This is a genomic window from Polynucleobacter wuianus, assembly GCF_001659725.1.
In the GTDB taxonomy this organism is placed as follows: Bacteria; Pseudomonadota; Gammaproteobacteria; order Burkholderiales; family Burkholderiaceae; genus Polynucleobacter; species Polynucleobacter wuianus.
Window position 1 is genome coordinate 1,707,173 of the sequence record NZ_CP015922.1, and the last position, 26,355, is coordinate 1,733,527.

General features: G+C 43.3%; 35 protein-coding genes. 26 read left to right on the forward strand and 9 right to left on the reverse strand.

Going from position 1 to position 26,355, the window contains the following annotated elements; genetic code table 11:
* The first annotated feature begins 2 nt into the window (after positions 1 to 2).
* Genes urtE through ureG form a run of 9 tightly spaced genes read left to right on the forward strand, consistent with a single transcriptional unit; the run spans position 3 to position 6,527 of the window.
* Positions 3 to 695, forward strand: coding sequence for an urea ABC transporter ATP-binding subunit UrtE (gene urtE / locus A8O14_RS08755; protein ID WP_068949164.1), 693 nt, complete (start codon positions 3 to 5; stop codon positions 693 to 695).
* 35 nt (positions 696 to 730) lie between these two features.
* Entirely contained in the window at positions 731 to 1,606 is an 876-nt protein-coding gene (locus A8O14_RS08760) for an urease accessory protein UreD (protein WP_068949165.1), read from the forward strand.
* Positions 1,607 to 1,624: 18 nt separating this feature from the next.
* Positions 1,625 to 1,927 carry an urease subunit gamma gene (locus A8O14_RS08765; RefSeq protein WP_068949166.1) on the forward strand — a complete coding sequence of 101 codons (303 nt, stop codon included), beginning with the start codon at positions 1,625 to 1,627 and terminating at the stop codon, positions 1,925 to 1,927.
* An 11-nt stretch (positions 1,928 to 1,938) separates the two neighbouring features.
* A complete protein-coding gene (locus A8O14_RS08770) occupies positions 1,939 to 2,571 on the forward strand; it encodes a HupE/UreJ family protein (protein WP_068949167.1) in 633 nt (210 codons plus the stop codon).
* Positions 2,568 to 2,906, forward strand: coding sequence for an urease subunit beta (locus A8O14_RS08775; protein ID WP_068949168.1), 339 nt, complete (start codon positions 2,568 to 2,570; stop codon positions 2,904 to 2,906). The genes A8O14_RS08770 and A8O14_RS08775 overlap by 4 nt, the downstream gene beginning before the upstream one ends.
* On the forward strand, positions 2,906 to 4,609 hold the full coding sequence (gene ureC, locus A8O14_RS08780; RefSeq protein WP_068949169.1) for an urease subunit alpha: 1,704 nt from the start codon (positions 2,906 to 2,908) through the stop codon (positions 4,607 to 4,609). The genes A8O14_RS08775 and ureC overlap by 1 nt, the downstream gene beginning before the upstream one ends.
* An 8-nt stretch (positions 4,610 to 4,617) precedes the next feature.
* Complete coding sequence (ureE, locus tag A8O14_RS08785; RefSeq protein WP_068949170.1) at positions 4,618 to 5,214, forward strand: urease accessory protein UreE; 597 nt, start codon at positions 4,618 to 4,620, stop codon at positions 5,212 to 5,214.
* Complete coding sequence (locus tag A8O14_RS08790; RefSeq protein WP_068949171.1) at positions 5,204 to 5,896, forward strand: urease accessory protein UreF; 693 nt, start codon at positions 5,204 to 5,206, stop codon at positions 5,894 to 5,896. Before ureE ends, A8O14_RS08790 begins: the two co-directional genes overlap by 11 nt.
* Positions 5,897 to 5,906: 10 nt before the next feature.
* Positions 5,907 to 6,527, forward strand: coding sequence for an urease accessory protein UreG (ureG, locus tag A8O14_RS08795; RefSeq protein ID WP_068949172.1), 621 nt, complete (start codon positions 5,907 to 5,909; stop codon positions 6,525 to 6,527).
* A gap of 310 nt (positions 6,528 to 6,837) precedes the next feature.
* Here the strand turns inward: ureG and A8O14_RS11780 are convergent, their stop codons facing one another.
* Both A8O14_RS11780 and A8O14_RS08800 read right to left on the reverse strand, forming a co-directional pair.
* Positions 6,838 to 6,975 (reverse strand): hypothetical protein, encoded by a 138-nt coding sequence (locus A8O14_RS11780; protein WP_161484827.1) that lies wholly within the window; start codon positions 6,973 to 6,975, stop codon positions 6,838 to 6,840.
* Between the two features lie 310 nt (positions 6,976 to 7,285).
* Positions 7,286 to 7,867: a histidine phosphatase family protein gene (locus A8O14_RS08800; protein WP_068949173.1), complete on the reverse strand. Its 582-nt coding sequence runs from the start codon at positions 7,865 to 7,867 to the stop codon at positions 7,286 to 7,288.
* 149 nt (positions 7,868 to 8,016) lie between these two features.
* On the opposite strand from A8O14_RS08800, the gene A8O14_RS08805 reads away from it, so the two are divergent.
* From A8O14_RS08805 to A8O14_RS08810, 4 genes are all read left to right on the forward strand, one after another.
* Positions 8,017 to 8,550, forward strand: coding sequence for a superoxide dismutase family protein (locus A8O14_RS08805; RefSeq protein WP_068949174.1), 534 nt, complete (start codon positions 8,017 to 8,019; stop codon positions 8,548 to 8,550).
* Positions 8,551 to 8,632: 82 nt separating this feature from the next.
* Positions 8,633 to 8,809, forward strand: a complete 177-nt coding sequence (locus tag A8O14_RS11870) for a hypothetical protein (RefSeq protein ID WP_191904659.1) — start codon at positions 8,633 to 8,635, stop codon at positions 8,807 to 8,809.
* A 66-nt stretch (positions 8,810 to 8,875) separates the two neighbouring features.
* Positions 8,876 to 9,025, forward strand: coding sequence for a hypothetical protein (locus A8O14_RS11785; RefSeq protein ID WP_161484828.1), 150 nt, complete (start codon positions 8,876 to 8,878; stop codon positions 9,023 to 9,025).
* A gap of 26 nt (positions 9,026 to 9,051) precedes the next feature.
* The gene (locus tag A8O14_RS08810) at positions 9,052 to 9,486 is read left to right on the forward strand and encodes a DUF2244 domain-containing protein (protein ID WP_068949175.1); all 435 of its coding nucleotides are present in this window, start codon (positions 9,052 to 9,054) and stop codon (positions 9,484 to 9,486) included.
* Here A8O14_RS08810 and A8O14_RS08815 read toward each other — a convergent pair.
* A complete protein-coding gene (locus A8O14_RS08815) occupies positions 9,478 to 10,023 on the reverse strand; it encodes a DUF4149 domain-containing protein (protein ID WP_145915350.1) in 546 nt (181 codons plus the stop codon). The two genes, A8O14_RS08810 and A8O14_RS08815, sit on opposite strands and share 9 nt — an antisense overlap.
* 35 nt (positions 10,024 to 10,058) lie before the next feature.
* On the opposite strand from A8O14_RS08815, the gene A8O14_RS08820 reads away from it, so the two are divergent.
* The 3 genes from A8O14_RS08820 (at position 10,059) to A8O14_RS08830 (ending at position 13,487) form a co-directional block, all read left to right on the forward strand.
* Positions 10,059 to 10,646 (forward strand): RrF2 family transcriptional regulator, encoded by a 588-nt coding sequence (locus tag A8O14_RS08820; RefSeq protein ID WP_068949177.1) that lies wholly within the window; start codon positions 10,059 to 10,061, stop codon positions 10,644 to 10,646.
* A gap of 18 nt (positions 10,647 to 10,664) precedes the next feature.
* On the forward strand, positions 10,665 to 12,053 hold the full coding sequence (locus A8O14_RS08825; RefSeq protein ID WP_068949178.1) for a 3'-5' exonuclease family protein: 1,389 nt from the start codon (positions 10,665 to 10,667) through the stop codon (positions 12,051 to 12,053).
* A gap of 117 nt (positions 12,054 to 12,170) precedes the next feature.
* Positions 12,171 to 13,487 carry an alpha/beta fold hydrolase gene (locus A8O14_RS08830; RefSeq protein WP_068949179.1) on the forward strand — a complete coding sequence of 439 codons (1,317 nt, stop codon included), beginning with the start codon at positions 12,171 to 12,173 and terminating at the stop codon, positions 13,485 to 13,487.
* A 52-nt stretch (positions 13,488 to 13,539) separates the two neighbouring features.
* Here A8O14_RS08830 and A8O14_RS08835 read toward each other — a convergent pair whose 3' ends face one another.
* Together A8O14_RS08835 and A8O14_RS08840 are read right to left on the reverse strand one after the other, a co-directional pair.
* The gene (locus A8O14_RS08835) at positions 13,540 to 14,175 is read right to left on the reverse strand and encodes an NAD(P)H-dependent oxidoreductase (protein ID WP_068949180.1); all 636 of its coding nucleotides are present in this window, start codon (positions 14,173 to 14,175) and stop codon (positions 13,540 to 13,542) included.
* A gap of 41 nt (positions 14,176 to 14,216) precedes the next feature.
* Positions 14,217 to 15,128: a LysR family transcriptional regulator gene (locus tag A8O14_RS08840; RefSeq protein WP_082913153.1), complete on the reverse strand. Its 912-nt coding sequence runs from the start codon at positions 15,126 to 15,128 to the stop codon at positions 14,217 to 14,219.
* Positions 15,129 to 15,249: 121 nt separating this feature from the next.
* On the opposite strand from A8O14_RS08840, the gene A8O14_RS08845 reads away from it, so the two are divergent.
* From A8O14_RS08845 to A8O14_RS08875, 7 genes are all read left to right on the forward strand, one after another.
* Positions 15,250 to 16,443, forward strand: coding sequence for a CaiB/BaiF CoA transferase family protein (locus A8O14_RS08845; protein ID WP_068949181.1), 1,194 nt, complete (start codon positions 15,250 to 15,252; stop codon positions 16,441 to 16,443).
* Between the two features lie 9 nt (positions 16,444 to 16,452).
* A complete protein-coding gene (locus tag A8O14_RS08850; RefSeq protein WP_068949182.1) occupies positions 16,453 to 17,379 on the forward strand; it encodes a hydroxymethylglutaryl-CoA lyase in 927 nt (308 codons plus the stop codon).
* A 9-nt stretch (positions 17,380 to 17,388) separates the two neighbouring features.
* Positions 17,389 to 17,784 carry a VOC family protein gene (locus A8O14_RS08855; RefSeq protein WP_068949183.1) on the forward strand — a complete coding sequence of 132 codons (396 nt, stop codon included), beginning with the start codon at positions 17,389 to 17,391 and terminating at the stop codon, positions 17,782 to 17,784.
* Between the two features lie 119 nt (positions 17,785 to 17,903).
* Complete coding sequence (locus tag A8O14_RS08860) at positions 17,904 to 18,947, forward strand: alpha/beta hydrolase (RefSeq protein ID WP_082913154.1); 1,044 nt, start codon at positions 17,904 to 17,906, stop codon at positions 18,945 to 18,947.
* A 31-nt stretch (positions 18,948 to 18,978) separates the two neighbouring features.
* Positions 18,979 to 19,959, forward strand: coding sequence for a fumarylacetoacetate hydrolase family protein (locus A8O14_RS08865; RefSeq protein ID WP_068949184.1), 981 nt, complete (start codon positions 18,979 to 18,981; stop codon positions 19,957 to 19,959).
* Positions 19,960 to 19,965: 6 nt separating this feature from the next.
* Positions 19,966 to 20,922, forward strand: a complete 957-nt coding sequence (locus A8O14_RS08870) for a Bug family tripartite tricarboxylate transporter substrate binding protein (protein ID WP_082913155.1) — start codon at positions 19,966 to 19,968, stop codon at positions 20,920 to 20,922.
* Positions 20,923 to 20,937: 15 nt separating this feature from the next.
* Complete coding sequence (locus A8O14_RS08875; RefSeq protein WP_068949186.1) at positions 20,938 to 21,480, forward strand: VOC family protein; 543 nt, start codon at positions 20,938 to 20,940, stop codon at positions 21,478 to 21,480.
* Between the two features lie 9 nt (positions 21,481 to 21,489).
* Here the strand turns inward: A8O14_RS08875 and A8O14_RS08880 are convergent, their stop codons facing one another.
* Positions 21,490 to 22,449 carry a Bug family tripartite tricarboxylate transporter substrate binding protein gene (locus A8O14_RS08880; protein ID WP_068949187.1) on the reverse strand — a complete coding sequence of 320 codons (960 nt, stop codon included), beginning with the start codon at positions 22,447 to 22,449 and terminating at the stop codon, positions 21,490 to 21,492.
* Between the two features lie 14 nt (positions 22,450 to 22,463).
* The gene (locus A8O14_RS08885) at positions 22,464 to 23,063 is read right to left on the reverse strand and encodes a cupin domain-containing protein (RefSeq protein WP_068949188.1); all 600 of its coding nucleotides are present in this window, start codon (positions 23,061 to 23,063) and stop codon (positions 22,464 to 22,466) included.
* A gap of 99 nt (positions 23,064 to 23,162) precedes the next feature.
* Between A8O14_RS08885 and A8O14_RS11790 the strand changes: the two genes are divergently transcribed.
* A complete protein-coding gene (locus A8O14_RS11790) occupies positions 23,163 to 23,324 on the forward strand; it encodes a hypothetical protein (protein WP_161484829.1) in 162 nt (53 codons plus the stop codon).
* Here the strand turns inward: A8O14_RS11790 and A8O14_RS08890 are convergent.
* A complete protein-coding gene (locus A8O14_RS08890; protein WP_068949189.1) occupies positions 23,321 to 24,082 on the reverse strand; it encodes an SDR family oxidoreductase in 762 nt (253 codons plus the stop codon). The two genes, A8O14_RS11790 and A8O14_RS08890, sit on opposite strands and share 4 nt — an antisense overlap.
* Positions 24,083 to 24,140: 58 nt before the next feature.
* Positions 24,141 to 24,485 carry an HNH endonuclease gene (locus A8O14_RS08895; RefSeq protein WP_068949190.1) on the reverse strand — a complete coding sequence of 115 codons (345 nt, stop codon included), beginning with the start codon at positions 24,483 to 24,485 and terminating at the stop codon, positions 24,141 to 24,143.
* Positions 24,486 to 24,546: 61 nt separating this feature from the next.
* Between A8O14_RS08895 and A8O14_RS11540 the strand changes: the two genes are divergently transcribed.
* Both A8O14_RS11540 and A8O14_RS08900 read left to right on the forward strand, forming a co-directional pair.
* On the forward strand, positions 24,547 to 24,816 hold the full coding sequence (locus A8O14_RS11540; RefSeq protein WP_071608678.1) for a TIGR03643 family protein: 270 nt from the start codon (positions 24,547 to 24,549) through the stop codon (positions 24,814 to 24,816).
* Positions 24,813 to 26,348 (forward strand): cryptochrome/photolyase family protein, encoded by a 1,536-nt coding sequence (locus tag A8O14_RS08900; RefSeq protein WP_068949191.1) that lies wholly within the window; start codon positions 24,813 to 24,815, stop codon positions 26,346 to 26,348. The genes A8O14_RS11540 and A8O14_RS08900 overlap by 4 nt, the downstream gene beginning before the upstream one ends.
* Positions 26,349 to 26,355: the final 7 nt, after the last annotated feature.

A 26,355-nucleotide genomic window follows, 5' to 3' on the forward strand; every position in this document is an offset into this window, starting at 1 on the left:
TTATGTTGATCGTCAAAGACCTAAATCAATACTATGGCGGTAGCCATATTTTGCGTAATATGAATTTTGAAGTTCCTAAGGGGCAGTTGACTAGCCTCCTTGGCCGCAATGGTGTTGGTAAAACCACTTTACTCAAATCTCTTATGGGTGTGGTTAAAGTAAAGACTGGCTCGATTACTTGGGATGGAAATGAATTAGTCAATCTACCCACTTGGTCTCGGGTGGATGGTGGTTTTGCCTATGTTCCACAGGGCCGAGAAATTTTTCCAAGACTTACGGTAGAAGAAAACCTGCTCATTGGGGCGGCAAAATTCCCAAGCCCAAAAAATATTCCCGGATATATTTATGAGCTATTTCCAATTCTGTCGGATATGAAGGCGCGTCGGGGTGGCGATTTATCAGGCGGCCAACAACAGCAATTAGCGATTGGGCGTGCACTGATGTCTCAGCCAGAGTTGATTATTTTGGATGAACCTACCGAGGGTATTCAGCCATCGATTATTCAGGACATTGGCCGATGCCTTCGCAAGCTAGTTGATGAAATGGGCATTACGGTTCTTCTCGTTGAACAATATTACGACTTTGCGAAAGAGCTCTCAGATAACTATATTGTGATGCGCCGTGGTGAAGTGGTTGCCCAAGGAAAGGGTGCCGACATGGGTCTCAATGGTGTGCAGGAGATGATTTCGGTTTAAAGTGGATACTCATTACACTTAGATGGCTTACCCATATGTTTTTGGCTCCAGACAACGCAGTAAAACAGCTATTTAGGTCTCTAAGTCCTAGTTGGCTAGCTAAACTGAGTCTGTCTTATGAGCGAACCGCAATTGGCACTGTGCTTAAGAAAAGTTTGCATGAGGGGCCACTGCGGGTTCAAAAAGCTTTATATCCTGAAGGTGACGATATTTGCCACACTGTCATCATTCACCCGCCAGCAGGCATCGCAGGCGGCGATACCTTAGATATCCAGATTGCAGTTGGCAAAGGTAGTCATGTAGTCCTATCGACCCCAAGTGCCACTAAATGGTATAAATCATTTAAAAATCCTGCGACCCAAAATGTTCAATTTGAGCTGGGTGAGAATGCAAAGTTAGATTGGCTGCCTCAAGAGAATCTTTTTTTCAAAGGCGCAAACTCGAATGTGATTACCAAGCTGAGTCTTTCAACAAATGCCTCATTTATTGGTTGGGATGCTCTGATGTTGGGGCGCTATGCATCTGGTGAAGCATGGTCTAGCGGCCATATTCATATGCTCAATGAAATAAGGCGCGATGGGAAGTTGATTTGGATCGAGAACGGGCATATTGATGCAGAAGATCAATACTCCAGATCTTTGCCCCAACTAGGATCTTGGCCTGTATGTGTAACTTTATGGGCTGTAGGGCCAAGTTGTTCAGCGAATTTGGTTGAAATATTTGCTGAGATGATGCCTTGGACTGATGCATTGCGGGCTGGTGTGACGTTGATGCCACAAGGAGTGCTATTGGTGAGGGCAGTCTCAAACGATATTGAGATAGCAAGAAATTTTATGATTGATGTATGGGCTAAATTAAGGCCAATAATTCATGATGTACCAGCTCAACCATTGCGGCTTTGGGCTTCTTAGAATTGTTAAAGGTGAGATATGGAATTAACTCCACGCGAAAAAGATAAGCTACTAATCTTCACAGCAGCACTTCTAGCAGAGCGCAGAAAGGCTAGAGGTCTGAAGTTGAACTATCCAGAATCAATTGCTTTAATTAGTGCTGCGATTATGGAGGGCGCTCGTGATGGCAGGACGGTTGCACAACTGATGCACGAAGGTCAAACGATACTAAGTCGCGATGATGTAATGGAAGGCATTCCGGAAATGATCCCCGATATTCAGATTGAGGCAACATTCCCCGATGGAACAAAATTAGTAACAGTTCATAACCCGATTATTTAGGAGTGATAAAAATGAATATTCATATGAAAAAAATATTATTAGCTCTTGGTGGATTGATCGGGGTTCTATCATCAAATTTAGTTTATGCACATCAAGGGCATGAAACTTCAGTTAGTTTTCTAGCGGGTTTGATGCATCCATTTAGTGGCTTTGATCACTTTTTAGTTATTGTGCTCGTAGGATTTTGGAGCGCTTTTATGCTAAAAAAAATCTGGCTTGGGCCTTGTGTTTTTATACTAGGCATGTGTCTTGGTGTATTTTCGGGGCTAAGTAATTTGCCTCTTAATATCTTTGAGTTCGGAATTGCTGCTTCTGTGATTGCAATGGGCTTATTGTTGCTTGTACAACAACAATATTCCAGCAAGGCAATCCTATCTTTGATTGGCTCTTTTGGAATATTTCATGGTTTTGCTCATACTGAATTATTTTCAAACGGATCCTTTGGGACTTCCTTGTTACTTCAAGATTTGGCAGGTTTGATTTTGGCAACAGGGATCTTGCATTTATCAGGTGCTCTATTGGTCAAGTTTTTAAATGAAAAGACGGCAATCGTTGCAAAAATCACTGGTTTTGCTAGCGTTATATACGGTTGGTTATTAATCAGTCAGCTTTCATTTGCAGTGCTTGGTGGGGCTTCGACATGAGTTCACCTTCAAGCGCAAATAGCCAACGCTTTATTCCAGGGCAGATGTTTGTAGAGCCCGGAGATATTGAATTGAATGTTGGTCGAAAAACACTTTCAATTAAAGTCTCTAACAGCGGAGATCGTCCTATTCAAATCGGTTCTCATTTTCACTTCTTTGAAGTAAACGATGCCCTATTATTTGATCGCGATAAGACGAAGGGGATGCGATTAAATATCGTTGCAGGTACTGCTGTTCGTTTTGAGCCTGGACAAATGCGCACCGTCGAACTAGTTCAAATAGCTGGCGATAAGAAAATTTATGGCTTTGCTGGTCGTGTGATGGGAGGCGTGTAATGGCTAAGATTGGTCGTCAAGCCTATGCTGAGATGTTTGGTCCTACCGTGGGTGATCGCTTGCGGCTGGCAGATACTGGTCTCATCATTGAGGTCGAAGAAGACTTTACGATCTATGGTGAAGAGGTGAAGTTTGGCGGTGGCAAAGTCATTCGTGATGGCATGGGGCAGAGTCAGCGAGAGTCAAAAGATTGTGCTGATACTGTCATCACTAATGCAGTAATCATTGATCACTGGGGAATTGTCAAGGCTGATATCTCTATTAAAAATGGTCGTATTTCCAATATTGGTAAAGCAGGCAATCCTGATATTCAACCTGGTATTACTTCTGTCATTGGCCCTGGAACAGAGATTATTGCTGGCGAAGGAATGATTGTCACTGCAGGTGGAATAGATACCCATATCCACTTTATTTGCCCGCAGCAAATTGAAGAAGCTTTGATGTCTGGTGTGACCACGATGATTGGTGGCGGTACGGGTCCTGCAACTGGAACTTTTGCGACTACTTGTACTCCTGGGCCTTGGCATATCCAAAGAATGTTGCAGTCGATTGATGCCTACCCTATGAATATCGGATTATTGGGTAAAGGCAATGCTAGTTTGCCAGCTGGCTTGCGAGAGCAAGTGGATGCAGGTGCGATCGGTTTGAAATTGCACGAAGACTGGGGAACTACTCCTGCAGCGATTGATTGTTGTTTGGGCGTGGCGGATGAGACAGATACTCAGGTCGCCATTCATACCGATACTTTGAATGAATCTGGGTTTGTAGAGACTACCTTGGCTGCATTCAAAGGCCGAACAATTCACACCTACCACACTGAAGGTGCTGGTGGCGGTCACGCACCAGATATTATTCGTGCCTGCGGTGAGTCAAATGTATTGCCATCCTCAACCAATCCTACGCGACCGTTTACTGTGAATACTCTGGATGAGCATTTGGACATGTTGATGGTATGTCACCATCTTGATGCTTCTATTGCTGAGGATATCGCGTTTGCAGAGTCTCGTATTCGTCGTGAAACGATTGCCGCAGAAGATATCTTGCATGATCTTGGCGCGTTTTCAATGCTCTCATCTGATTCTCAGGCAATGGGACGCGTTGGCGAGGTCATTATTCGGACTTGGCAAACTGCTGATAAGATGAAAGTACAGCGTGGTTTATTGCCTGGCGATACCAATCGAAACGATAATTTTCGCGTAAAGCGTTATATCTCTAAGTACACTATCAATCCTGCGATTACCCATGGGATCTCGCATGTTGTGGGCTCTGTTGAGGTAGGTAAGTATGCAGATTTAGTATTTTGGAAGCCGGCTTTCTTTGGAGTAAAGCCTTCATTGATATTGAAGGGCGGCTCTATTGCAGCTGCGGCGATGGGTGATCCAAATGCATCTATTCCAACACCTCAACCCGTTCATTACCGCAATATGTTTGCAGGTATTGGACAAGGAATTCGCCACAGTTCATTAACCTTTATTTCGCAATCGGCAATGAAGGCCAATATTCGCGATACTTATGGTTTGGAGAAACAAGTTGAAGTGGTAAAGAATTGTCGGTCTATTACTAAAGCAGACATGATTCATAATGATTGGCAACCCAATATCACTGTTGATCCAGAGACCTATCAAGTGATCGCTAATGGTGAATTGTTGACCTGTGAGCCTGCCAAGGTATTGCCAATGGCCCAACGTTATTTCTTGTTCTAGGGAAGGCAATGTCAGAACCTATTCGAATTGAAAAGATTATCCCCAAAGGACAAGGCTTGGCCAAGGCTGTCTTGGCTAGAGCGCTCGAACTAAAGTTGCCATTTGAGGTGCGTAATAAAAGTCGCTTTTCAGAAAAACTTTCTGATGGTCGCGAGGCGCACTTTTTCTTGCCAAGAGGAAATGTATTGGTAAGCGATGATATTTTGATTGCGGATGATGGTTCGATGATTCGTATTTCTGCAGCAGATCAAGAAGTGGTAACAATTAATTCTAGCGATGTTCATCAGTTGATGAGAGCTGCTTACCACTTAGGAAATCGACATATCCCCGTCCAAGTGGGCCAAGATTTTTTAAGAATTGAACCCGACTCAGTACTTGAAGGGATGATTCATCAATTGGGCCTAGAGGCCAAACATGAATCTGCCCCCTTTGAGCCTGAAACAGGTGCGTATGGAGGTGGGCATCGCCATAGTCATGCAGAGACATTTGATAGTGACTATGCACTAGCGCAGAAGCTATATGCCGAGCATGAGAAGCCACATATTCACGGACCTGGCTGCTCTCACCATCATCATGGCGATCACGATCATCCTCATGAGCATTGATCTAAACGAAATCACTGCATTAATGCAGTTAGCTTCGCCCGCCTTACCCATTGGTGGATATAGCTATTCTCAAGGTTTAGAGGCTGCTATTGATTCAGGTTTGGTAAAGGATGCTCCAACTGCAGAGGCATGGATAAAGGATGTATTTCTAGGTGTGCTTGCTAGATCTGAAGCCCCACTTTGGCTTCTCAGTTACGAGGCTTGGATAAAAGAGGATATTGATTCAGTCCAAAGTCTGAACGACTATTTCTTAGCAAGTCGCGAAACCTCAGAACTTAGATCGGAAGCTGAGCAGATGGGGTGGTCCTTATTGCAAATTGCTCAGTCTCTGGGTTGGGGTAGCGAAAGTCTCACCCAATTGTCTGAAATCAAACCTTTGTCATTGTTGACCGCTCATAGCTACGCCTGTTTTCATCTAAAAATACAGTCAAAGAATGGACTTGCAGCTTATGCATTCTCCTGGATTGAAAATCAAGTGGCAGCCTCGCTCAAAGCTATACCGCTGGGTCAAGTGGCAGGGCAGCAGGCGCTGACAAAAATCCGCTTGCTTGTTCCTGAAATGATTAAAGAAGCCCAAGATCGAGCTAAATCTGGTTTATTGATGATTGATAATTTTTCACCAATGTTGGCTATCCTATCTTCAAGACATGAGACTCAGTACTCTCGATTATTTCGTTCGTAAATAAAATCAAATGATGAGAACTAAAAAGAATCCCCCGTTACGAGTTGGCATTGGTGGTCCTGTCGGATCAGGCAAGACAACTTTGCTTGAGATGCTTTGCAAAGCAATGCGCGACCAGTATGACTTAGTGGTCATCACTAATGATATATACACCAAAGAAGATCAACGCCTTCTTACTGTTGCTGGCGCTCTAGATCCCGAGAGAATTATGGGTGTAGAGACAGGGGGTTGTCCCCATACCGCTATTCGTGAAGACGCTTCCATTAATTTGGAGGCAGTTGATCGGATGCAAAAACAGTTTCCTGATGTAGATATTATTTTCATTGAATCGGGTGGGGATAACTTAGCTGCAACCTTTAGCCCCGAACTTTCTGATCTAACGATTTATGTGATCGATGTTGCTGGAGGTGAGAAGATTCCTCGTAAGGGCGGTCCAGGAATTACACGCTCAGATCTATTGGTCATTAATAAGACTGATCTTGCCCCTTATGTAGGAGCATCTTTACCTATTATGGAATCAGATGCTAAAAAGATGCGCGGTGATAGACCCTTTATTATGGGTAGCGTGAAGTCTGGTGATGGACTAACGGGAATTATTGAGTTTATTCAGGAAAAGGGGTTATTAAACTAGTGTTACTTAAAGTAACGCCTACTAATTTCAAGCAAAAACTATTTGGAGCAACGAAGTGTTAGATGGTTGCTCCAAAATTATTAGGTTTTCTAAACCAAAGACCGAGAGACCACTTCTTTTAAACCCACGAATTTGCTTACACACAGACACTGACCACCCGCAGACCCCCTGTTTATAAAAGCCTACTTTGGATATCTGCTCTCATAATCCTTTGGTCCTAGGTTCAGGTCTTGGTGGGCCCACCAGAAAAGCAAACCCTCATCAGCAATGGTGGGGGTTTTGTATTTTTGATAATCAGGTATTTAGAGCCTTATTCGCAAATTCCAGTAATGAGTAAGCTACCACTAAAGAAACCAAAAGGCTTTTTCTTCCCTTTTACGAATTCATCAATATTGAGGTAATCAACAAAGACCTCATCTTTTCCAGAAGCTTTTTGAGTCCAGAGCACTTTAAAAGAATTCTGACCACTTCCATAGGCAATGACCTCTGGAGTTGTGAGGGCATCAAATATGTCCCCAGAAACTTCACCAGTTTTTTATCTACTGAAAATTGCGCTCCAACCCTGGAGCTATTTCGAAGTAAGTCTAATTCGCCGCTATTTTTTATGTTGGCATCGCTGATAACTTGGCAAACGTAGTAAATCGTGGCGGCATAGCTATTAATTGTGATTAATGCTGTAACCGAAAGTAGAATACTCAAAAAATATTTCATATGTGAGAAGCCTCTAAGACTTAAATTAGTCGTGTGCCCTATTACTTTTAGTAACTTGGACTCGGGTAGATCTGATGGGATAAGTATCTGCCATTCTTATCCACTTTAACTAAAACCATGTCGCCAACATTAACTACTTTACCTGTATAGGCTTGGATGTTGACATGGTGCGTTACTAAAATAAGGGGTATCTTAGAATTTTCTTTAAGTTGCGCTTGGATAAGCCTTTCTAAGTCTTGTGTTTGTTGCTTTTCGAGACTCATGTCATCAAAGAAAGAGCCAAGCGTAGGAGTAATCGTCACCAACCCTTTATTAATTAATCTTGCTGTATCTAGACAGCGACACCATGCGCTGCTGAAAACTTTTGCTGAAGTGATTTCTTGATTAGTTAGCCATTGACCAATCGCTACTGCTTGCTTTCTACCCCTATCCCCAAGATTTCTCTGGGTAGAGCATTTATCTAACTGGTAGCCAGCAGGATCACCATACCCTGGTGCATCAGCATGGCGTATGAGTAAAACATGCTGTCCATCGTTGAGGTCGTTGGCTAGGCTTGCGCTTGCGGGAATGGAAAGTAAAGCCAGGAAAGAGCCTACTAATAAAGGGGTGATTAATTTGATTAATTTCATGGCTATATGCAATCTACTGCTTCAGTGTATTGAATATTTAGAAATCACGCTCCGACTCATATATGGGATAGCGAAGATCTGCAAATTCATTGCATTTATGTAACACTGAGCAAGAAAGTTCTATTAATCAAAAAATAATGGAGTTAAAAATGAAATTTACTCAGAAACATTTGCTATTTGCTCTATCACTAGCGGGCCTATTTTCTCTAGTGGCCTGTCAATCTATGGAACAAGGGACTGGCCAAAAAGCCAGCGCTACTTTAGATTCCAAGTCAGGCTCTCAAGCAAAAGGTGAAGTCATTTTTGTTTGGCAGGGCCACGATGTGTTGATTAATGGAAAGTTTTCTGGTCTTAAGCCTAACTCTGAACAAGGATTTCATGTTCATGAAAAAGGGGACTGTTCTGCGCCAGATGCTACGAGTGCAGGCGGTCACTTTAATCCGGAGACAAAGATGCATGGTGTTCCAGACAGCGGCATGAATCATGCGGGAGATATGCCTAATATCAAGTCTGATGCCAATGGCAACGCAACATATACCGCCAAATTGCATGGCTTCGCAGTAAATACAGGACCGACTGGTATTGTTGGGCGTGCAGTGGTTGTCCACAGAGACCCGGATGACTACAGGACTCAACCTGCTGGGAACTCTGGCCCGCGTATTGCCTGCGGCTTGATTAAGTAATTCAGCTAAAAAGAGTTGCTACGGTGTTGGCTTTTGGGCTGACCCCGTATTAAATATTTATTAAATTAATGAAGGTGTATTTATGAAGCCCCCAGATAAGCGTTGCTGTGGATCCGGAGTTTGCATCATCAATAATGCGGGTGAGTGCTGGTGTGGGCAGGTTTGGGATGGTGAAAAAATGACTGCACCTAGCTTAAATCTACAGTCGACCACCTCTAAAATTCAAGAGCAGGACCTCAATCAAGCCAAACCAAATTAGCGAAGCTGTAGCCAGCACTAAACTGGATTTGCGTTTACATTCAATGCTAAATACTAGGAGATGTAAATGATTCAAAAACTTCGCATCAAGCTTGCCCGGTGGATTCTAGGAAAGCATTGCCCTTGTTATCAAATGGGCTATCACAATATGGTCGATTTTCAACAACGAAGTGCGGACCAGTTGGCTAAGGCTCAAGAGCGAAACAAGATTCAATAATTTCAAATTGATTTCAGGCTACCGGTATGAGCGTAAAACGTTGGCAAATGAGGAGAAATTGCGCACTGACTCCTAAACAACTCCTGCAGTTTTATGTTGCTTTAGTTTGCCTTTCCTTAATCGTGGCAACAGGTTTCTTTTTGGCTGGGGTATGGATGATCCCCATTTTTACGACCTTAGAGTTAACGGCAGTAACAATTGGTTTTTTAATCTACTGTAGACATGCCCTGGATTCTGAAACGATTGAAATTGAGGGTAAGCGTCTGTTAGTGAAAAAATTTATAGGTTACAAAGAATCACTGTATGAATTCAATACGCAGTGGGCAAAAATTGAACAGCCTATTGAGAATTCAAAAACATTTCATATCTGTCAATCCAGCCTTCGGGTTGAGTTGGGCCAGTTTTTGAGGACTGAGCAGCAACTCGCTTTGATTGCGCAAGTACGGTCCCACTTAGGGTAGTTGATTACCGCTAAGGCGCCAAGCAATTACACTGCTTGAGATAAGCTGAGCGCATAGTAAGAAGAGCGTGATGGAATTGAGTATTGCAAAGTAGTTTGCAAAAGGGGAGAGCATTACTGGCATTCCATCTTGAAGTGCTGTTTCTCTCAAGTAATCCATGCGTGGAATTATTAAAAAGCTAGCAATGGCAATAGAAAAAATTAATGCCAATGATGGTAAGCGTACTATTTTTAATTGTGATACGCCTCGCTTAATCAAGATATTCGAGAGGCTTAAGATTAGAAATGTACATCCTAGAAAGTAATACGAAAGATGTTGTATCACTAGATGGGCCAGCATACCCGCTACCTGGGAGTCCTCCATTAAGAGGTAAGGGGCGATGCAGCAAATGGCTTGAGCAATCATGGCGCCAGACATCAAATAGCCAAGGAAACGTATCAGTCGGCAAGGAAGAATGTATTGGCTTCTAGGGGCTTCAACCATAGGATAGAAAGGGTTAATTAATGCACTGCAGCACAAAGTTTGAATCAGTTCCATACTAGACCTAATCTAACTTAAATGCTGAAAACACTATGGAAGTCACCAAAGCAGTCAAGGTAGCACTCAATACTCTAGTTGATATAGCAAATCATTCGACCAATGGCCAACTAGTGCCCGTTCCAGAAATTGCCAAAAGGCTTCAGATGTCGATTAGTCGCATTGAGCTGTTGTTGCGACCGCTTCGGGAGTCTGGATTGGTCATTGGGATCAAAGGGCGAACTGGTGGCTATCAACTTTTAAAAGACCCTCGCATCATTACGATTAAGGATATTGTTTTGGCGATGAATGGTATTAAAAAAAGAAAAGTAGAGGTCTCTGATATTGCAAAGGATCTCTACCAGTCACTAGAGACTTATATGATGAATTGCATCTCCAACGTCACTTTAGCTTCCACTATTAAAGACTATATTCCGCGTTTTAGTGAAGTACAGAAGGCGCCAGATAGAAGGGCATATCTCCCACTAGGCCTAGATGAGATGGGTAAGCAAGAAAAAAGACCAAAGGGTGAGATTCAGAAAGTAGTCAAGACCTCATTTAAAAAAGTCGAGGAAATTCCTCTCGGACCCAACTCAATTTTTAGCTTTGCCGATTTCCTAAATAAAAATTCACCGGCAAACTAAGTATTAAAGTAATTTGACGTGGATAAAGAGGTCTCGTACCCTAATTTAGCTTTTGTAGACATTGAAACTACTGGGTCGCACTTTGATCGTGATCGTATTACAGAGATAGGTATAAAAACTTTATCTGGTAATGAAATCCAAGCATGGGAGCAGTTAATAAACCCGCAGACCTTTATTCCACAAAATATTCAAAGGCTTACGGGCATATCTCCGCAGATGGTCGAGAATCAGCCCAGCTTTGATCAGATTGCGGGCAAGTTAAAGCAAGAGCTGGAAGGAAAGATATTCATTGCCCACAATGCAAGATTTGACTATGGATTTATCAAGGCCTCTTTTAAAAGAATTGGCATAGACTTCAAGCCTAAAGTTTTATGTACGGTAAAGATGTCAAGACTGCTCTTCCCCGATCAACCTCGCCATAATCTAGATACCATCATCAATATGCATGGTCTCAAAGTGAGCGCTCGTCATCGTGCATTAGGTGATGCAGATTTATTGCTGCAGTTTTGGCGAGTGTGTGAAGCAAAATTTGGAAAAGAGAAGCTGAATGAGGTTACTCACCAGCTTATTGGGAATGCTAGTCTCCCGCCAAATATTGATAAGGACTTAATAGATTCTATTCCTGATGCTCCAGGCTGCTATATCTTTTATGGAGAGAATAAAGTTCCTTTGTATATTGGTAAGAGCATATCCTTGCGAAGTAGGGTAATGGGGCACTTTCAAAGCGCTCTTACGCAGCGGAAGGAAATGAAACTCTCCTTACAAATTCGAGATATTGACTGGATAGAAACTAGTGGAGAGCTAGGCGCTCTGATTCTTGAATCTAGGTTAATTAAAGAACGTATGCCCAGTATGAATATCAAGCTTCGTCGCTCTAAAGATCTTTGCGCTTGGAGCTTAGAAGAGGTTTCTGCTGGAATTCTTAAGCCGGTACTTATAAATCAAAAGGATTTGCAACCAGGCCTTCAAGAAAATCTATTTGGATTGTTCTACAGCAAAAGAGAGGCCCACTCTTATTTAAAAGCGATAGCTAAAAAGTATCGTTTATGTGAAGTATTGCTTGGGTTGGAAAAGGGTGTAGCTGGTAAGACCTGTTTTGGGTATCAAGTTAAGCAATGTAGTGGTGCTTGCGTTGGTATTGTCTCTGCAGAAATGCATAATCTGCAGCTAAAGACTGCGATGAATCTGTATAAGGTTGAGGTCTGGCCCTATGAAGGTCCAATTGCCATCAATGATGGTGGAGAAATGATTGTTCTAGATAAATGGTGTTACTTGGGAACGGCAATTAACGAAGAAGAGCTAGATGAGTTGAAAAGCTCTGGCGATGCTGAATTTGACCTAGATATCTATAAAGTCGTTAAAAAAGCCTTGGCCGGACGCTATAAAAACCGAGTTATCCCTCTATAGGGTTTTCGCTTGGCTAAGGATGGCGCTAAATAATTCTTGTGCCAAAGTTTCAGGTTCTACCCTAGCTGCTATTAAGTTAATATCGTTTTTTATTACCAATCAGATTTATAGACCTTTATGAATAAAACACTCAACACGCTTTTTTCTATAGTTATTTTTGCTGGCCTGAGCCCAATGGTCGCTCAAGCTGATCCACCAGTTGCTGCATTCTATGAGCCTCTGGCAAAGATGACCCCTAGTGGCAAGTTGGGCCAGGTTATTAAGCAGGAAAAAATTAAGACTGCAGTAAAAGGTGCTCAAGCATGGAAGATTGCCTACATTTCCTCGGATGTTGCTGGACGTAAGACCATTGTCACAGGATTAGTTGTTGCGCCAATGGGGTCTGCTCCTAAGGAAGGTCGGCCAATTCTGGCGTGGGGTCATGGCACTACTGGTGCTGCGCAAAACTGTGGACCTTCACAAGTTCTCGATCCTATAGTTCCGCTCAATGAATATTTTTTAATTGGCGGTAACTCTTGGACGGACTATGGCATTCCAAGTATTGAAGAATTTATTAAAGAAGGTTATGTAGTTGTTGCAACAGACTATCAGGGTCAAGGTGGTGGTGGCGAGCACCAATACGCTTTGGCGGCAACCAATGCCATGGATATGATTGATTCAGCTAGAGCTGCTAGCTCGATGAAAGAAACGGGCGCTGGTAAGAAAACAGTGATTTATGGATGGTCACAAGGTGGTGGTGCAGTGATTGCGGCAGCTAGCATGCAGGACTACTTTGCCAAAAAGGGAACTGCTGCCGATAGTATTGAGCTTGTTGGTGTCGTAGCTCTTGCTCCAGACGATATTGCCATCATGCTTCCTAATGCGACTGTTGACCAAGCTAGCGCTCAAAAGTCCTTAGATGGAATTATTAAGATGTTCACTGGGAATGTCTTCGACTTTTCTCATATGGCAATGAGTATGTGGGGGGTGAGAGCCGGCAATCCAAATCTAAAGCTGACAGATATCTTTACAAGCGATGGAGCTAAAGTGCTAGATGAGGTGATTCGCAATAAATGTATGCATGCTGTGGCGGATACTTTGAATTTCAACTTCAGCAGCCAATATCAATCTCTTTTAAAAGATCAATACACGAATGCTCTCGAGTGGACTAAGGCTATGGTTAAGGGTAGCGTTAATCCAGTCAAACCTATTGCACCAGTTGTGATTTATTGGGGCAATAAAGACACCACTAATCCTCCAATCATGGGCAAGCTATATCAAGAGCAAATGTGTAAGTTGGGTGGTAATGTGGATCGAGTGCAGCTACCGGGAGATCAGTCTCATTTCACAACCCCTGGAAGTTCGGCACCTTTTTATCGAGCCTGGATCAAAGATCGTTTAGCAGGTAAACCCGCTACCAATAATTGCAGTCAAGCTGCACAGCTACCAAGCTGAAATACAAAAGCCACCTTGCGGTGGCTTTTTGTTTGATGCACTTCTTAACTTTTTAGTTCATCCAGCTAATAAAGCTTTCTTTAGGACGTCTGACTTTCTTGAGCTTAACAAGCCAGTCTTCATCTTCTTTTCGGTAGCCCAAAGGAAGCATTACTACGCTACGCAGACCCTTTTCCTTAAGATTTAGAATTTCATCAAGCGCCTTGGGATCGAAGCCCTCCATTGGCGTGGAATCAACACCTTCTTCAGCAGCTGCAATCAGGGCGGTACCTAGACCGATATAGGCTTGCTTAGCCGTGTGTATGAAATTCACCTCGGGACCTCTGGCAGGGTAATTCTTGAGGAGCATTTGGCGATACGCAACGCCAGCATCGTTCTTAAAATTACGCTCAGTCTCAGTCATATCAAATGCCGCATTAATGCGCTCAGCCGTGTAATTATCCCAAGCAGCAAAAACCACCAAATGAGAGCAATCAGTAACTTGTGATTGGTTGTTAGCAACCCCTTTGATTTTTTCACGGAGGTCTTTGTTCGTGATGACAATAAGTTCATAAGGCTGTAATCCGCTAGAGCTGGCAGTGAGTCTTATAGCCTCTAAAATTTTCTCTACTTTTTCTTGCGGTACAGATTTGCTGGAATCCATTTTCTTGGTGGCATAGCGCCACTGTAATTTATCTAAAAGACTCATTTACATCCCTTTTTTTGTTAGATTCACAATGAAGATCAATATTAGCGCAATTGAGAGAGTAGGTGCTGACTTAGCAGCGAGGAGGCTGGGGATTGGTATCCATGAGCCTTCATAGCCAGTAGAAGATTGCGCTTGGCCCATGCATCCTCTAGATGGATCACCTTGAGCCCCATGGCTTTGATTTGGGGCGCACATGCCTGAAACGGCAACACGCCAATCCCTAAATTGACAGCAATCATTTGACACATTGCATCATAGCTTCTCACCTGAATACGTAGCCGCATTTGCTTGCTGAATTTTTCCGCTTGTCGAGAAGTGAGCTCTAGCAGTGAGCTTCCACGGTTAAGGCCAACAAAGTCATAGTCAAGACATTCTTCAAAAGAGATACTCTTTTTGCTTTTAATCGAGTGATCTTTACTGCAGACAATTACGAGCTCATCATGCCCAATGATTTTGGTATCGAGCCCTGCAGTGGGTGTGCCATCTGCCAGCACGCCAATATCTGCAATACCATCGAGTAGTGCCTTAACAATGTCCCCGCTAAGTTGCTCCTCAACTTCGACTTGGATTTCAGGATGTTGTTTTAAGAAGCTTGCTAAAGCAGATGGTAGAAACTCGGTTAACGAAGACATATTTGCCCATAAGCGTACATGTCCTTTAATGCCCTTGGCATATTCACCTAGCTCGTTGCTAAATTGTTCGAAGCCTTGAAAGAGTCTGAGTGCATGTTGCATAACTGCATGGCCGGCTTGGGTCAGAGTCACACCTTTGGCTGATCTATCTAATAGCATCAGGCCAACGGTTTCTTCAAATTCAGAAATTCTTCTACTAGCTGCAGATAGGGCAAGACTGCATTCATTGGCGCCCTTGGTAATACTGCCCGATTGAGCAATCGCGCAAAAGAGTTTAAGAGTGACGAAGTCCACTCTAGCTGGATTCATTTGGGGATTCATGGGGCTATTTTAGCCAAGCCTTCGCAAAATGAGAAGGCCACCTGATTTCATAGCAATTCCCATGCTCATAAAGAGGGGTTATTTTGTTGGAATTGTAAATTCAGGAAGATGGGAATCCCTTATGGAACCGCTAGCAGGGCTAAAAGTCATTGAGATGGGGCAGTTGATTGCTGGTCCTTTCGCCGCCAAAACCTTGGCAGACTTTGGCGCCGATGTTGTAAAGATTGAGCCACCTAAAGTAGGTGATGCTTTGCGTAAGTGGCGCTTACTAAAAGATGGCACTTCAGTCTGGTGGCAAGTTCAGTCTCGAAACAAACGCTCTCTCTCATTGGACTTACGTCAGACTGAAGCGCAAGAGATTGTTAGAACCTTAGCTAAAGAAGCTGACATCTTGATTGAAAACTTTCGTCCCGGAACATTAGAAGGTTGGGGTCTCGATCCAGAAGGATTGCTTGAGCTTAATCCGAAGTTAATTATTCTCAGAATTAGTGGCTATGGTCAGACCGGTCCATACAGAGATAAACCAGGCTTTGGCGTAGTTGCTGAAGCGATGGGTGGCTTACGTCATCTCACGGCTGAACCCGGAAGAGTCCCAGTGCGAGTAGGTATCAGTATTGGCGATACTTTGGCTTCACTACATGGTGTGATCGGAATCCTAATGGCCTTACAAGAGCGTCATCGTAGTGGCAAAGGGCAAGTGATTGATATTGCACTTTATGAGGCTGTCTTTAATTGCATGGAAAGTTTGTTGCCTGAGTACAGCGCTTTTGGTGAAGTGAGGCAGGCAGCAGGAAGTGCCCTGCCTGGAATTGCCCCAACCAATGCCTATTTATGTGCAGATGGTGGTTATGTATTGGTTGCGGGTAATGGCGATAGTATTTTTAAACGCCTCATGAAATTAATTGGGCGCGATGACTTAGGAAAAGACCCTCAATTAGAAAATAATGAGGGCCGAGTAAAAAGGGTGCTTGAGCTGGATGCTGCAATTGGTGCTTGGGCAAAAACACTGAGTACTAATCAGGCACTAAAAGCGCTAGATTTAGCAGCCGTGCCAGCAGGGCGTATTTATACAGTTGCAGATATTGCAAACGACCCGCACTATAAAGCACGTGACAATATTCAAACGATCAAGATGCAAGATGGTAGCACTTTAGATGTACCGGGTGTTCTTCCAAAGCTTTCGCGTACACCAGGATCTATTAAAACCCTTGCACCTAATATCGGTCAAAACACAGATGAGGTTTTAAGGGAAATTGGTTTGAATGACTTACAAATCGCCTCCTTAAAAGAGCGTGGTGTTGCATTTACTCAATAAGAGAAGACGATGACTAGAATTTATTTCAATGATGTGGTGACAAGGGATGGGTTTCAGATTGAGCCAAATTTTATTCCCACTGAAGATAAGGTAAGGCTCATTAATGGCCTAAGTGAGTGTGGTTTTGCAAAAATAGAAGTCACATCATTCACGTCTCCCAAGGCAATACCAATGCTTAGAGATGCTGAGGAAGTCATGGGAAAAATCAAGCGCGTTGCTGGTGTCGAATATACCGTGCTAGTTCCTAATTTGCGTGGAGCTGAAAGGGCCCTAGAGTCCCGTGCCGATGAATTCAACTTGGTGATGTCCACTTCTGAAATGCATAACCTTGCTAATCTGCGAATGACTCGAGAAAAAAGCTTCGCTGGTCTGACTGAGGTCATTCGATACGTAGATGGTAGAACGCCAATTAATGTTTCTTTGTCAACTTCCTTTGGTTGTCCAATGGAGGGCGAAGTACCCCAAGAGGTGATTGAACTGTTTGCACAACGTTTTGCAGATTTAGGTGTGCGTGGTTTAACGATTTGCGATACCACTGGTATGGCAAATCCATCCCAAGTAGCAAAGATGGCTGAATCACTGCAAAAGAAATTTCCTAAGCTGCAGTTGACCTTTCATTTTCACAATACAAGAGGAATGGGTTTAGCTAACGTATTAGCTGCAGCACAAGCAGGAATTATTCGTTTTGATGGTTCCTTGGGCGGCTTAGGTGGCTGTCCTTATGCACCTGGCGCGAGCGGTAATATCTCAAGCGAAGATGCCATTCATATGCTCGATGCGATGGGTTATGACACTGGCATTGATATTCCAAAATTATTGGGTTTTGCAAGAGAGTTGCCAATGATTGTTGGTCACGCTGTTCCTGGCCAAGTTGTTAAAGCAGGTCTTACCTATGACTTGCATCCAGCACCTTCATTTATTAACGACCTGCGCTGAGGTGAAGCAATGATAGATTACTTGGATCATTTAGTGCTTACAACCGCCAATGAATCTGCCTGCGTTGATTTTTATACTCGCATCCTAGGCATGAAGTTGGAATCATTCATAGGGGGCACGCCTCCCGTTGAGCGCAAGGCATTTAAGTTCGGCAATCAAAAGATCAATCTTCACATTAAAGGGAGGGAGTTTGAGCCGAAGGCAGATATTCCAACGCCTGGCTCATTAGACCTTTGCTTTATTGCTGATCGACCTTTAACTGAGGTGATAGCACTCCTCGCAAAAGAACGCTGGCCAATTATTGAAGGTCCAGTTATACGGACAGGTGCAACATCCAAGATTAACTCTGTCTATGTGCGAGATCCAGATCAGAACCTCATTGAGATTAGCGAGAGTATTGGGTAGCCCCATAGACCATTGATTTGCCAATACCCTCATCATTCACGATGAGTGTATCTACTGCTCACAAGTTTTTGGAGAATATGGTGTAGAGTAATTCATATAAAAAGTATCTTGGAGACAAAATGAAAATAACTAAAACAGTATTTCTGGGTCTGATAGCGTTTGTTGGTTTATCTCAAGTTTTTGCTGCCAATAAAATTGAGATGAATGAGTACATGATTCAAAGTGATACTCCTGGCATCTCTCTTTACGTTCGCAATAAACATCTAGCGGGAATGAAAAAATTCTCCCCAGAAAAGACCTTGCTTTATGTGCATGGTTCTACCTATCCATCTGAAACAGCATTTGACCTGTCGCTGGGTGGTACATCTTGGATGGAATACATTGCTTCAAAAGGCTATGACGTTTGGTTAGTGGATTTGCGTGGATATGGAAAATCTACCAGGCCACCTGAGATGGATCAGCCTGCAGAACAGAATCCTCCTCTAGTTCGAACTACCGTTGCAGTAAGTGACGTCTCTAGTGCAGTAGATTACATCCTCAAAAAACGCAGTATCAATAAGTTGAATTTACTAGGATGGTCTTGGGGTACAACCATCATGGGTAAATACACTGCTGAAAATAATCAGAAGGTGAATAAGCTAGTTTTATATGCTCCGCAATGGTTGCGCCAAGGCGGAGCGCCGTTGACTGACAAAGGTGGTCCATTAGGCGCCTATCGCGTTGCTTCTGTTGCGGATGCGAAGAATCGCTGGCTAACTGGTGTTCCAGAGAACGCGAAAGCGACTTTAATTCCAGAGGGTTGGTTCGAGAAATGGGCGGCAGCCACATTTGAGACGGATCCATGGGGTAAAAATCAGAGCCCTAAAAAATTGCGTGCACCAAACGGTACGGTGCAAGATGCTAGAGAGTTCTGGACGGCGGGCATTCCGGTGTATGAGCCAAAAGACATTCGAGTGCCAGTCATGCTCGTGCATGCAGAGTGGGATGCAGATCTACCGAGTTACATGATGTATGAATACTTCACCAAGCTGGAAAATGCACCTTACAAAATCATGTTGCAGATTAGTGAGGGTACTCACACCATCATTATGGAAAAGAATCGTATGTTGATGTTTAATGGCGTTCAGGAGTTCTTAGATAGCAATTTCAAGCCAGAAAAATAAGAGCCAAAATAAACAGTTTTTAGGAGTTTGAATGAAGTTAGCTAGTTTGAAAACGGGTAGTCGTGATGGAGCCTTGCTTGTAGTATCAAAAGATATGAATCGCGCAGTAGTGGTTTCGCAGATTGCGAAAACTATGCAAGAGGCAATTGAAAATTGGGACGCGACTAGGCCTGGTCTAGATAAGGTCTACGAGCAACTCAATGCTGACATTTTAAAGGATGCCTTTGCTCTTGATGTTTCTAAACTAGAGAGCCCTTTCCCAAGAAGCTATCAGTTTTTAGATGGTTCTGTATACCTACATCATATGGAAAAAGCGCGTAAGGCAAGGGGCGCAGAAATGCCCCCTAATTACAAAACTGAACCATTGATGTATCAGGGCTTATCAGATCGATTCTGTGGCCCAACTGAAACGATGGTATTTCCGGATGCTACATTAGAACCAGACTATGAGGCTGAGGTTGCGATTGTTGTGGATGATGTACCCATGGGTACATCAAAGTTGGATGCAGGTAAGCATATTAAGTTAGTGATGCTTTTGAATGATTACACCTTGCGATCTTTAACCAAAACGGAGTTACCTAAGGGGTTTGGCTTTATGCAGGCTAAGCCTACCAGCGCATTTTCACCGGTTGCAGTCACTTTGGATGAGTTAGGGAATAAATGGGATGGTGAAAAATTACACCTTCCATTGATATCCGGTATCAACGGCAAGCAAATGGGACAGCCCAATACTGGCAAGGACATGTTCTTTACTTATCTAGATTTGATTGAGCATGCTTGTCGAACTCGGTCGCTAAGTGCGGGAACCATAATTGGTGCGGGATCAGTAACTAACCAAGATGAGGCAAGTGGATTTGGTTGTGTAGCTGAGGCTCGCATTCATGAACAAATGATGCACGGAAAAGCTAGCACTCCTTTTCTGAAAGATGGCGATGAAGTCTATATAGAAATGCTGGATGACCAAGGCCAATCCATCTTTGGTGCCATTCGTCAAAAAATTCAAACCTTGTAAATCACTATGCTGATTAGAACTCTTCTGGCATCGATATTTATTGTGGGCTCGGTGTGTGCTCAAACAACATTATCTGACAAGCCAATTACTTTGGTACAAGGATTTGGAACGGGCGGAAACTCCGATACGATTGCTCGCATCATTGCTCCTGGGCTCTCCAGAGAATTGGGGCAACCAGTGGTTGTGGAGGCTAAAACAGGTGCGGGCGGAAATATTGCCAGTGCTGCCGTTGCAAAATCAGTACCTGATGGTAATACATTGATATTGATGACTGGCGGCCACGCAGTATCAGCGGCTTTATATAACCAGCTGAGTTTTAATCCCCTAGATGATTTTGATTGGATTTCTTTGGTCACCCAGTTTCCATTTGCAGTGTCTGTAAGTGAAGATAGTAAATTTAAGTCGCTAGCAGATGTGATAAAGGCTGCTAAAGCAATGCCTGATGCCATTTCATATACCTCTGTTGGTATTGGCTCAACCCAGCATTTATCTGGCGAATTATTTGCATCGATGGCTGGCGTCAAGATGATGCATGTTCCATATAAAGGTGGTGCAGGTCCATTGCAGGATGTCTTGGGTGGAAGAGTGGATGTGATGTTTGATTCAATTACTGTGACCAAGACCCAGATAGAGTCAGGCAAATTGAGAGCTCTTGGAGTCACCTCGTTAAAGTCCTATAAGTTATTGCCAGGCATTTCTCCGGTTGCCGATACCATACCTGGCTATGAGGTTACCTCTTGGACTGGGGTTGCGGCTCCCAAAGGAATAAATCCAGAAGTATTAAAGCGTATACACACAGCCCTCCTTAAAGTCTTATCGGATCCTGAAGTGATCGCAAAACTTGAGAATACGGGTGGTCTGGTTACCCCATCTACGTCAAGCTTACGAATGAAACAATATGTAGCTGCACAAATTGCCAAATGGAAGAAGGTGGTAGCCTTGGCTAACATCCAAAAACAATAGTCACCTGGAGTGCAAATGCTTTGTAAAAGACTTCATCACGCCGCCTATCGCTGTCTTGATGCTAAAGATACCGTAAGGTTTTATACCGAGGTATTGGGATTAAAGTTTTCTCATGCAATGGGTGAGGATCATGTCCCTTCTACTGGATTATATAGCCCCCATATCCACATTTTTTTTCAGATGGAGGATGGTAGTTGTATTGCATTCTTTGAGTGTCCTAAGGATCCTGGAAACATTAAAGATAAAGATTCACCGGATTGGATACAGCATTTTGCATTTAAGGTAGAAAGCCTTGAAGTATTGATGCAAGCAAAAAAAGATCTAGAGTTAAAAGGGCTTGAAGTATTGGGCCCAACTAATCATGATGATTTCATCACCTCTATTTATTTCTTTGATCCCTCCGGACATCGCCTTGAGCTAACTGCTGATACTTGTGAGAAAACTATGTATCCTATTTTTGAGGCTGAAGCCCCTAAAGTATTGGCCCTATGGGATGAGACTCATGACTGGTCTCAGAGAGAAAAAATATTTGGCTCAAAGTCTGGGTATAAGCGATAGCTGATGAATTTATTCAGCCTGAATATTAGAAATCTTAACAATTGTTTTATAGCGTTTTAAATCTCCTTGTATCGCATTTATATATTCTTGTGAGGTACTTCCCACTGGAATAAAGCCACCCTTTATTAAGAAATTCTTGAAATCAGCATCTTTAATTGCTTTGATTGCTGCACGCTGGAGGATAGTAATAATATATTCAGGAGTCTTTGCTGGCGCAAATAGGCCAAACCTACTACCTACCCAATGAAATCCATTAACTGTCTCAGAAATTGCAGGAACATCTGGCGTAGAAGATAGCCTCTTGGTATCTTTACCAACGGCTGCAAGAGCTTTCAATTTTCCAGACTTAATCTGAGGCATTGCCAAAAGTGGATTCACAAATATGAATGTAACGTCTTCACGTATTGCAGCGGTAATCATATCTGGTATCCCTTTGTAGGGGACATGAACTAATTTAACGCCAGATTCATGGCTTAAGGACTCAGCAAGGAAATGTTGACTACCTCCGATTCCGGGTGATCCATAAGAGAGCAGGTCTGGCTTTGATTGGGCGACATTTAATAGATCTTTAAGGCTGTTATATGGGGAATTGCTACTCACCAGCATCAGATATCCCTCTATCGACATTCCTTCTGAGATGGGGGTGAAATCCCGCAGGGTGTCATACTGTAATGATGGATTAATAGCTTGGGTTGCCACCATTGCGGAAGAGTTAAAGAGTAGTGTGTAACCATCTGCGGGTGCTTTGGCAACCAGCTCAACTCCCAATATGCCATTCCCACCAGGTTTATTTTCAATAATAAAATTTTGTTTTAAATTGGCTTCCATGAAGTACGCCAATTTTCTGGCTAGCACATCGTTAGTTCCGCCGGCAGGAAAGGGCACAATGATTTTAATTGGCTTATCTGGAAAAGCAGCATGCGTATTCGATAATATAAAAAAAGTAAAACAAATAAATAAGAGGCGCATAAAATTTCTGGAATTTATTTTTTTGAACTTGCGTAAGCGTCTAAAGAGAATTTCCAGCCATTCTCCTCAAGTTTATCAACCATCTCTTGCCCGTATTTTTCTATGATTGGTATAGCCCCTTGTGGGAGTCTTCCAACATCATTGAACTCTTCCTTTTTCCCTTGAATAATTACTAATAGATGTGCATCCTGATCGGATATATTAATAAATTGCCGAGCCACCTTTGGTGGCATTGAGATCATGTCGTAGGGCTCGAGAATAATTTTTTCCTGCCCCTCATCACCCCAGCGTATTTCCCATCTCCCGCTTAATGCCATAAATGTTTCCGTTGTCATCCAATGCACATGAAGGCCTGGGCCATCACCTGGTTCTGCCAGTGCAATCGCAACCCTGATATCTCCTTTATCTCCTTCAATAATGGCTGGGTTTGGTGAAAGTCTTCCTGGCAGCCCTTCGGGAGCCATTAATACATAGTTTGCTTTTGGGTTAAACATTCTCATGACTTCCATAGGAATGCCTAGATCTTTCGCCCAATGACTCGATCTAGGCTTCAAATCTTTGAAGCGAGCTATACGCAACTGCATTTCTGCCTGGCTGGGACAAATCGTTTTCATTGGAAGGGTCTCCTTGGGTAATTAGTACCATCCAATATAGCGAATAATATGAAAAGGAGCTATGAGTATTGGCCTGCTTGGTAGTTATACGGATACCTTGTGGAGCATAGTCAGAAGCCTGACAAAGCTTCTGGTGCTGATGCAGATCCAAAAAAACCAAATCCAAAAGATACGAGCTTACGAATTGATGGTAATGGTGGATCAACCAATCGATCGGCAGGCGGAAAAGCTATTCTGAAGCAGCGTATTCCATTTGATTAGCCACGACCAACAAATGGCATATTTGTTGCCATGATGGTCATATTCAGAATATTGCTCTCTAAGGGTAGTTGGGCCATATGCAGTACCGCATCTCCAACATGATCAACATCCATGCGCGGCTCTACTTTGATAGAGTGATCTGCCTGAATAATTCCTGCAGCCATACGTTCGGTCATTTCGGTAGCAGCATTGCCAATATCAATTTGTCCACATGCAATATTGAATAGTCTGCCGTCTAGGGCAATCGTTTTTGTTAAGCCAGTAATAGCGTGTTTAGTGCTGGTATATGGCGCCGACATCGGTCTTGGTGCATGAGCAGAGATTGAACCGTTATTAATAATGCGGCCACCCTGAGGCGATTGCGCCTTCATCATGCGAATAGCTTCTTGGGAGCATAAGAAGGCTCCGCACAAATTAGCATTGACTACATTCATCCATTGTTCATAAGTGAGGTCTTCCATAGGAATAGCAGGGGCGCCAATGCCAGCATTATTAAACAGCACATCAATGCGTCCGAATTTATTTTTAAGGGCAGCAAAGAGTTTTTTAACTTGATCCGGCTTGCCTACATCACACGCAACGGCTAGGCAATTTTCTGCTGTGCCACCAATATCCACAATTGCCTTTTCGAGCTTGTCGAGATTACGCCCAGTTAGCACTACCTGATAGCCCCCACGTAAGAGCGCCTTGGCTGCTGCTCTACCAATTCCAACGCCGGCGCCCGTAACGAGTGCCACTTTTTGATTTGCTTGGGTCATGACGTCTTTCTTAAATTGTCTCGAATGGTATTTGCTACTTATTTTATCTGTTGCGAGTCTACGCTTTTATGCGTGCGCTCTTACGGGTTTTTTCAAAAAAGTGATCTGGTTTCGATTTAACCCACTGGATAAAACGTTGCATTTCTGGATGTTCTTGCAGAGCTGACGCGGTATGAAGGTGGGTAGCTAACTCAGTCTCAGTAAATAGTGCATGGATTTGGCGATGGCAGATGCGATGTAGATACTCCGTTGTTTTGCCACCTTTGGATTTAGGTACCAGGTGATGCGCATCTTTTTGGGATTCGGGGATCAACCGCTCACAAATAGGGCATACAACTTCCTGAGCCTTTGGCATTAGCTTAGGCTCTAAAGAAATTAGCTTCTGTCGAATTTTTCCAATCATGGGTATCTAGCGCTGGATGGGGTGCCATACCAGTTTATTAAATAAGTCTTAAACTTGCACAATGCCAAGATTCTCTCCAAAAACGCTCTCTGAATCGGATATTTCCCGCCTAATTGAAATGGCTTGGGAAGACCGAACTCCATTTGATGCCATTGAGCAATCCTTTGGTCTGTCAGAATCACAGGTGATTCAGTTAATGCGACATGAGCTCAAAAGAGGGTCGTTTGAGTTATGGCGTAAACGCGTGACTGGCAGGACAACAAAACATGTCGCTCTGCGTTGTAAGTTAGTAGACAGAGCCTACTGCCCAACCCAGTATAAAAATAAATGAAACCCCCTAAAAGGCTGATTCTCCTATTGGGTGATCAGCTTGACCTCAAGAGTGCGGCCCTGAAAGATTTTGATTTGCAGGCGGATGAGGTTTTTATGGTGGAGTCGCTAGATGAGGCTCAGTATGTTTGGTCTCATCAAGCCAAGATCGCATTATTTCTATCGGCTATGCGCCACTTTGCCCAATCCTTAAAGACGCTCGGCTACCCCATTACTTATCTCAAGAATTCACCTTTATCGATTATTGACGCATTAAAAGAAAAGCTGCAACAGGAAAAAATTACCCAATTAGTTTGTATGGAGCCGGGTGAGTGGCGCTTAAAGCAGCAGATTGAAAAGCTAGCTGTAGAACTTAAGCTTCAGCTAGACATGCGTGAAGATAAACACTTTTTTTGTTCTCGCCAAGAATTCACCAATTGGGCGGCTGGTAAAAAAGAGTTCAGGCTTGAATATTTTTATCGCTTGATGCGAAAGACGCACAATATATTGGTTGATGTTGATGGCAATCCAGAGGGTGGTCAATGGAATTTTGATCAAGATAACCGCAAGCCATTTCCCAAAAAAGGCCCCGGCATCATTGATGACCCCGTGTTCTTTGAGCCTGATGCAATCACGCAAGAAGTCATTGCCTATGTGAGTAAGGCTTACGCCAAGCACCCCGGATCATTGGAAGCCTTTCGTTGGCCTGTCAATCGTGATCAGGCCTTGGAGGCGTTGAATTATTTTGTGGAATACCGTTTACGTAACTTTGGTACCTATCAAGATGCTATGTGGACAGACACGCCCTATGGCTGGCACTCCATACTCTCCAGCTCCCTCAATCTCAAATTACTAAATCCTCGCGAGGTGATTTCAGCTGTTATCGATGCTTGGAAAAAATACTCTTTGGATTTATCAACTGTTGAAGGCTTTATTCGTCAAATTTTGGGTTGGCGAGAATTTGTCAGGGGTATGTATTACTTAGATATGCCTAAGATGGCTCAAGATAATTATTACGAGCATCAAAGGACATTGCCAAAGTGGTATTGGGATGGAAAAACCAATATGGCTTGTATGAAAGATGCTATTGGTCAGACCTTAAAGTATGGCTATGCACACCATATTCAGCGCTTAATGGTGACCGGAAACTTCGCTCTGCTGGCAGAAGTTCTACCCTCTGCAGTGTGTGATTGGTATTTAGCTATTTATGTAGATGCGATTGAGTGGGTTGAACTTCCCAATACCGCTGGCATGGCCTTGTTTGCTAATGGCGGTCGCTTTACAAGCAAGCCCTATATCGCAAGCGGGGCATATATCAAGCGCATGAGTAATTATTGCGACTCCTGTAAATATAAGCCGGAAGTTCGCTTTGGAGAAACCGCCTGCCCTGTTACGACCTTATATTGGAATTTTTTAATCAAGCATCGCACGCAGTTTGAAGCAAGTCCGCGAACACGCCTAATGACGGCCAATCTCAAAAGAATTAGTGATGCTGATCAACAATCAATTGTTCAACATGCTCAGCACGTACTTACTCACTTGAATGATCTGTAGGATTTTT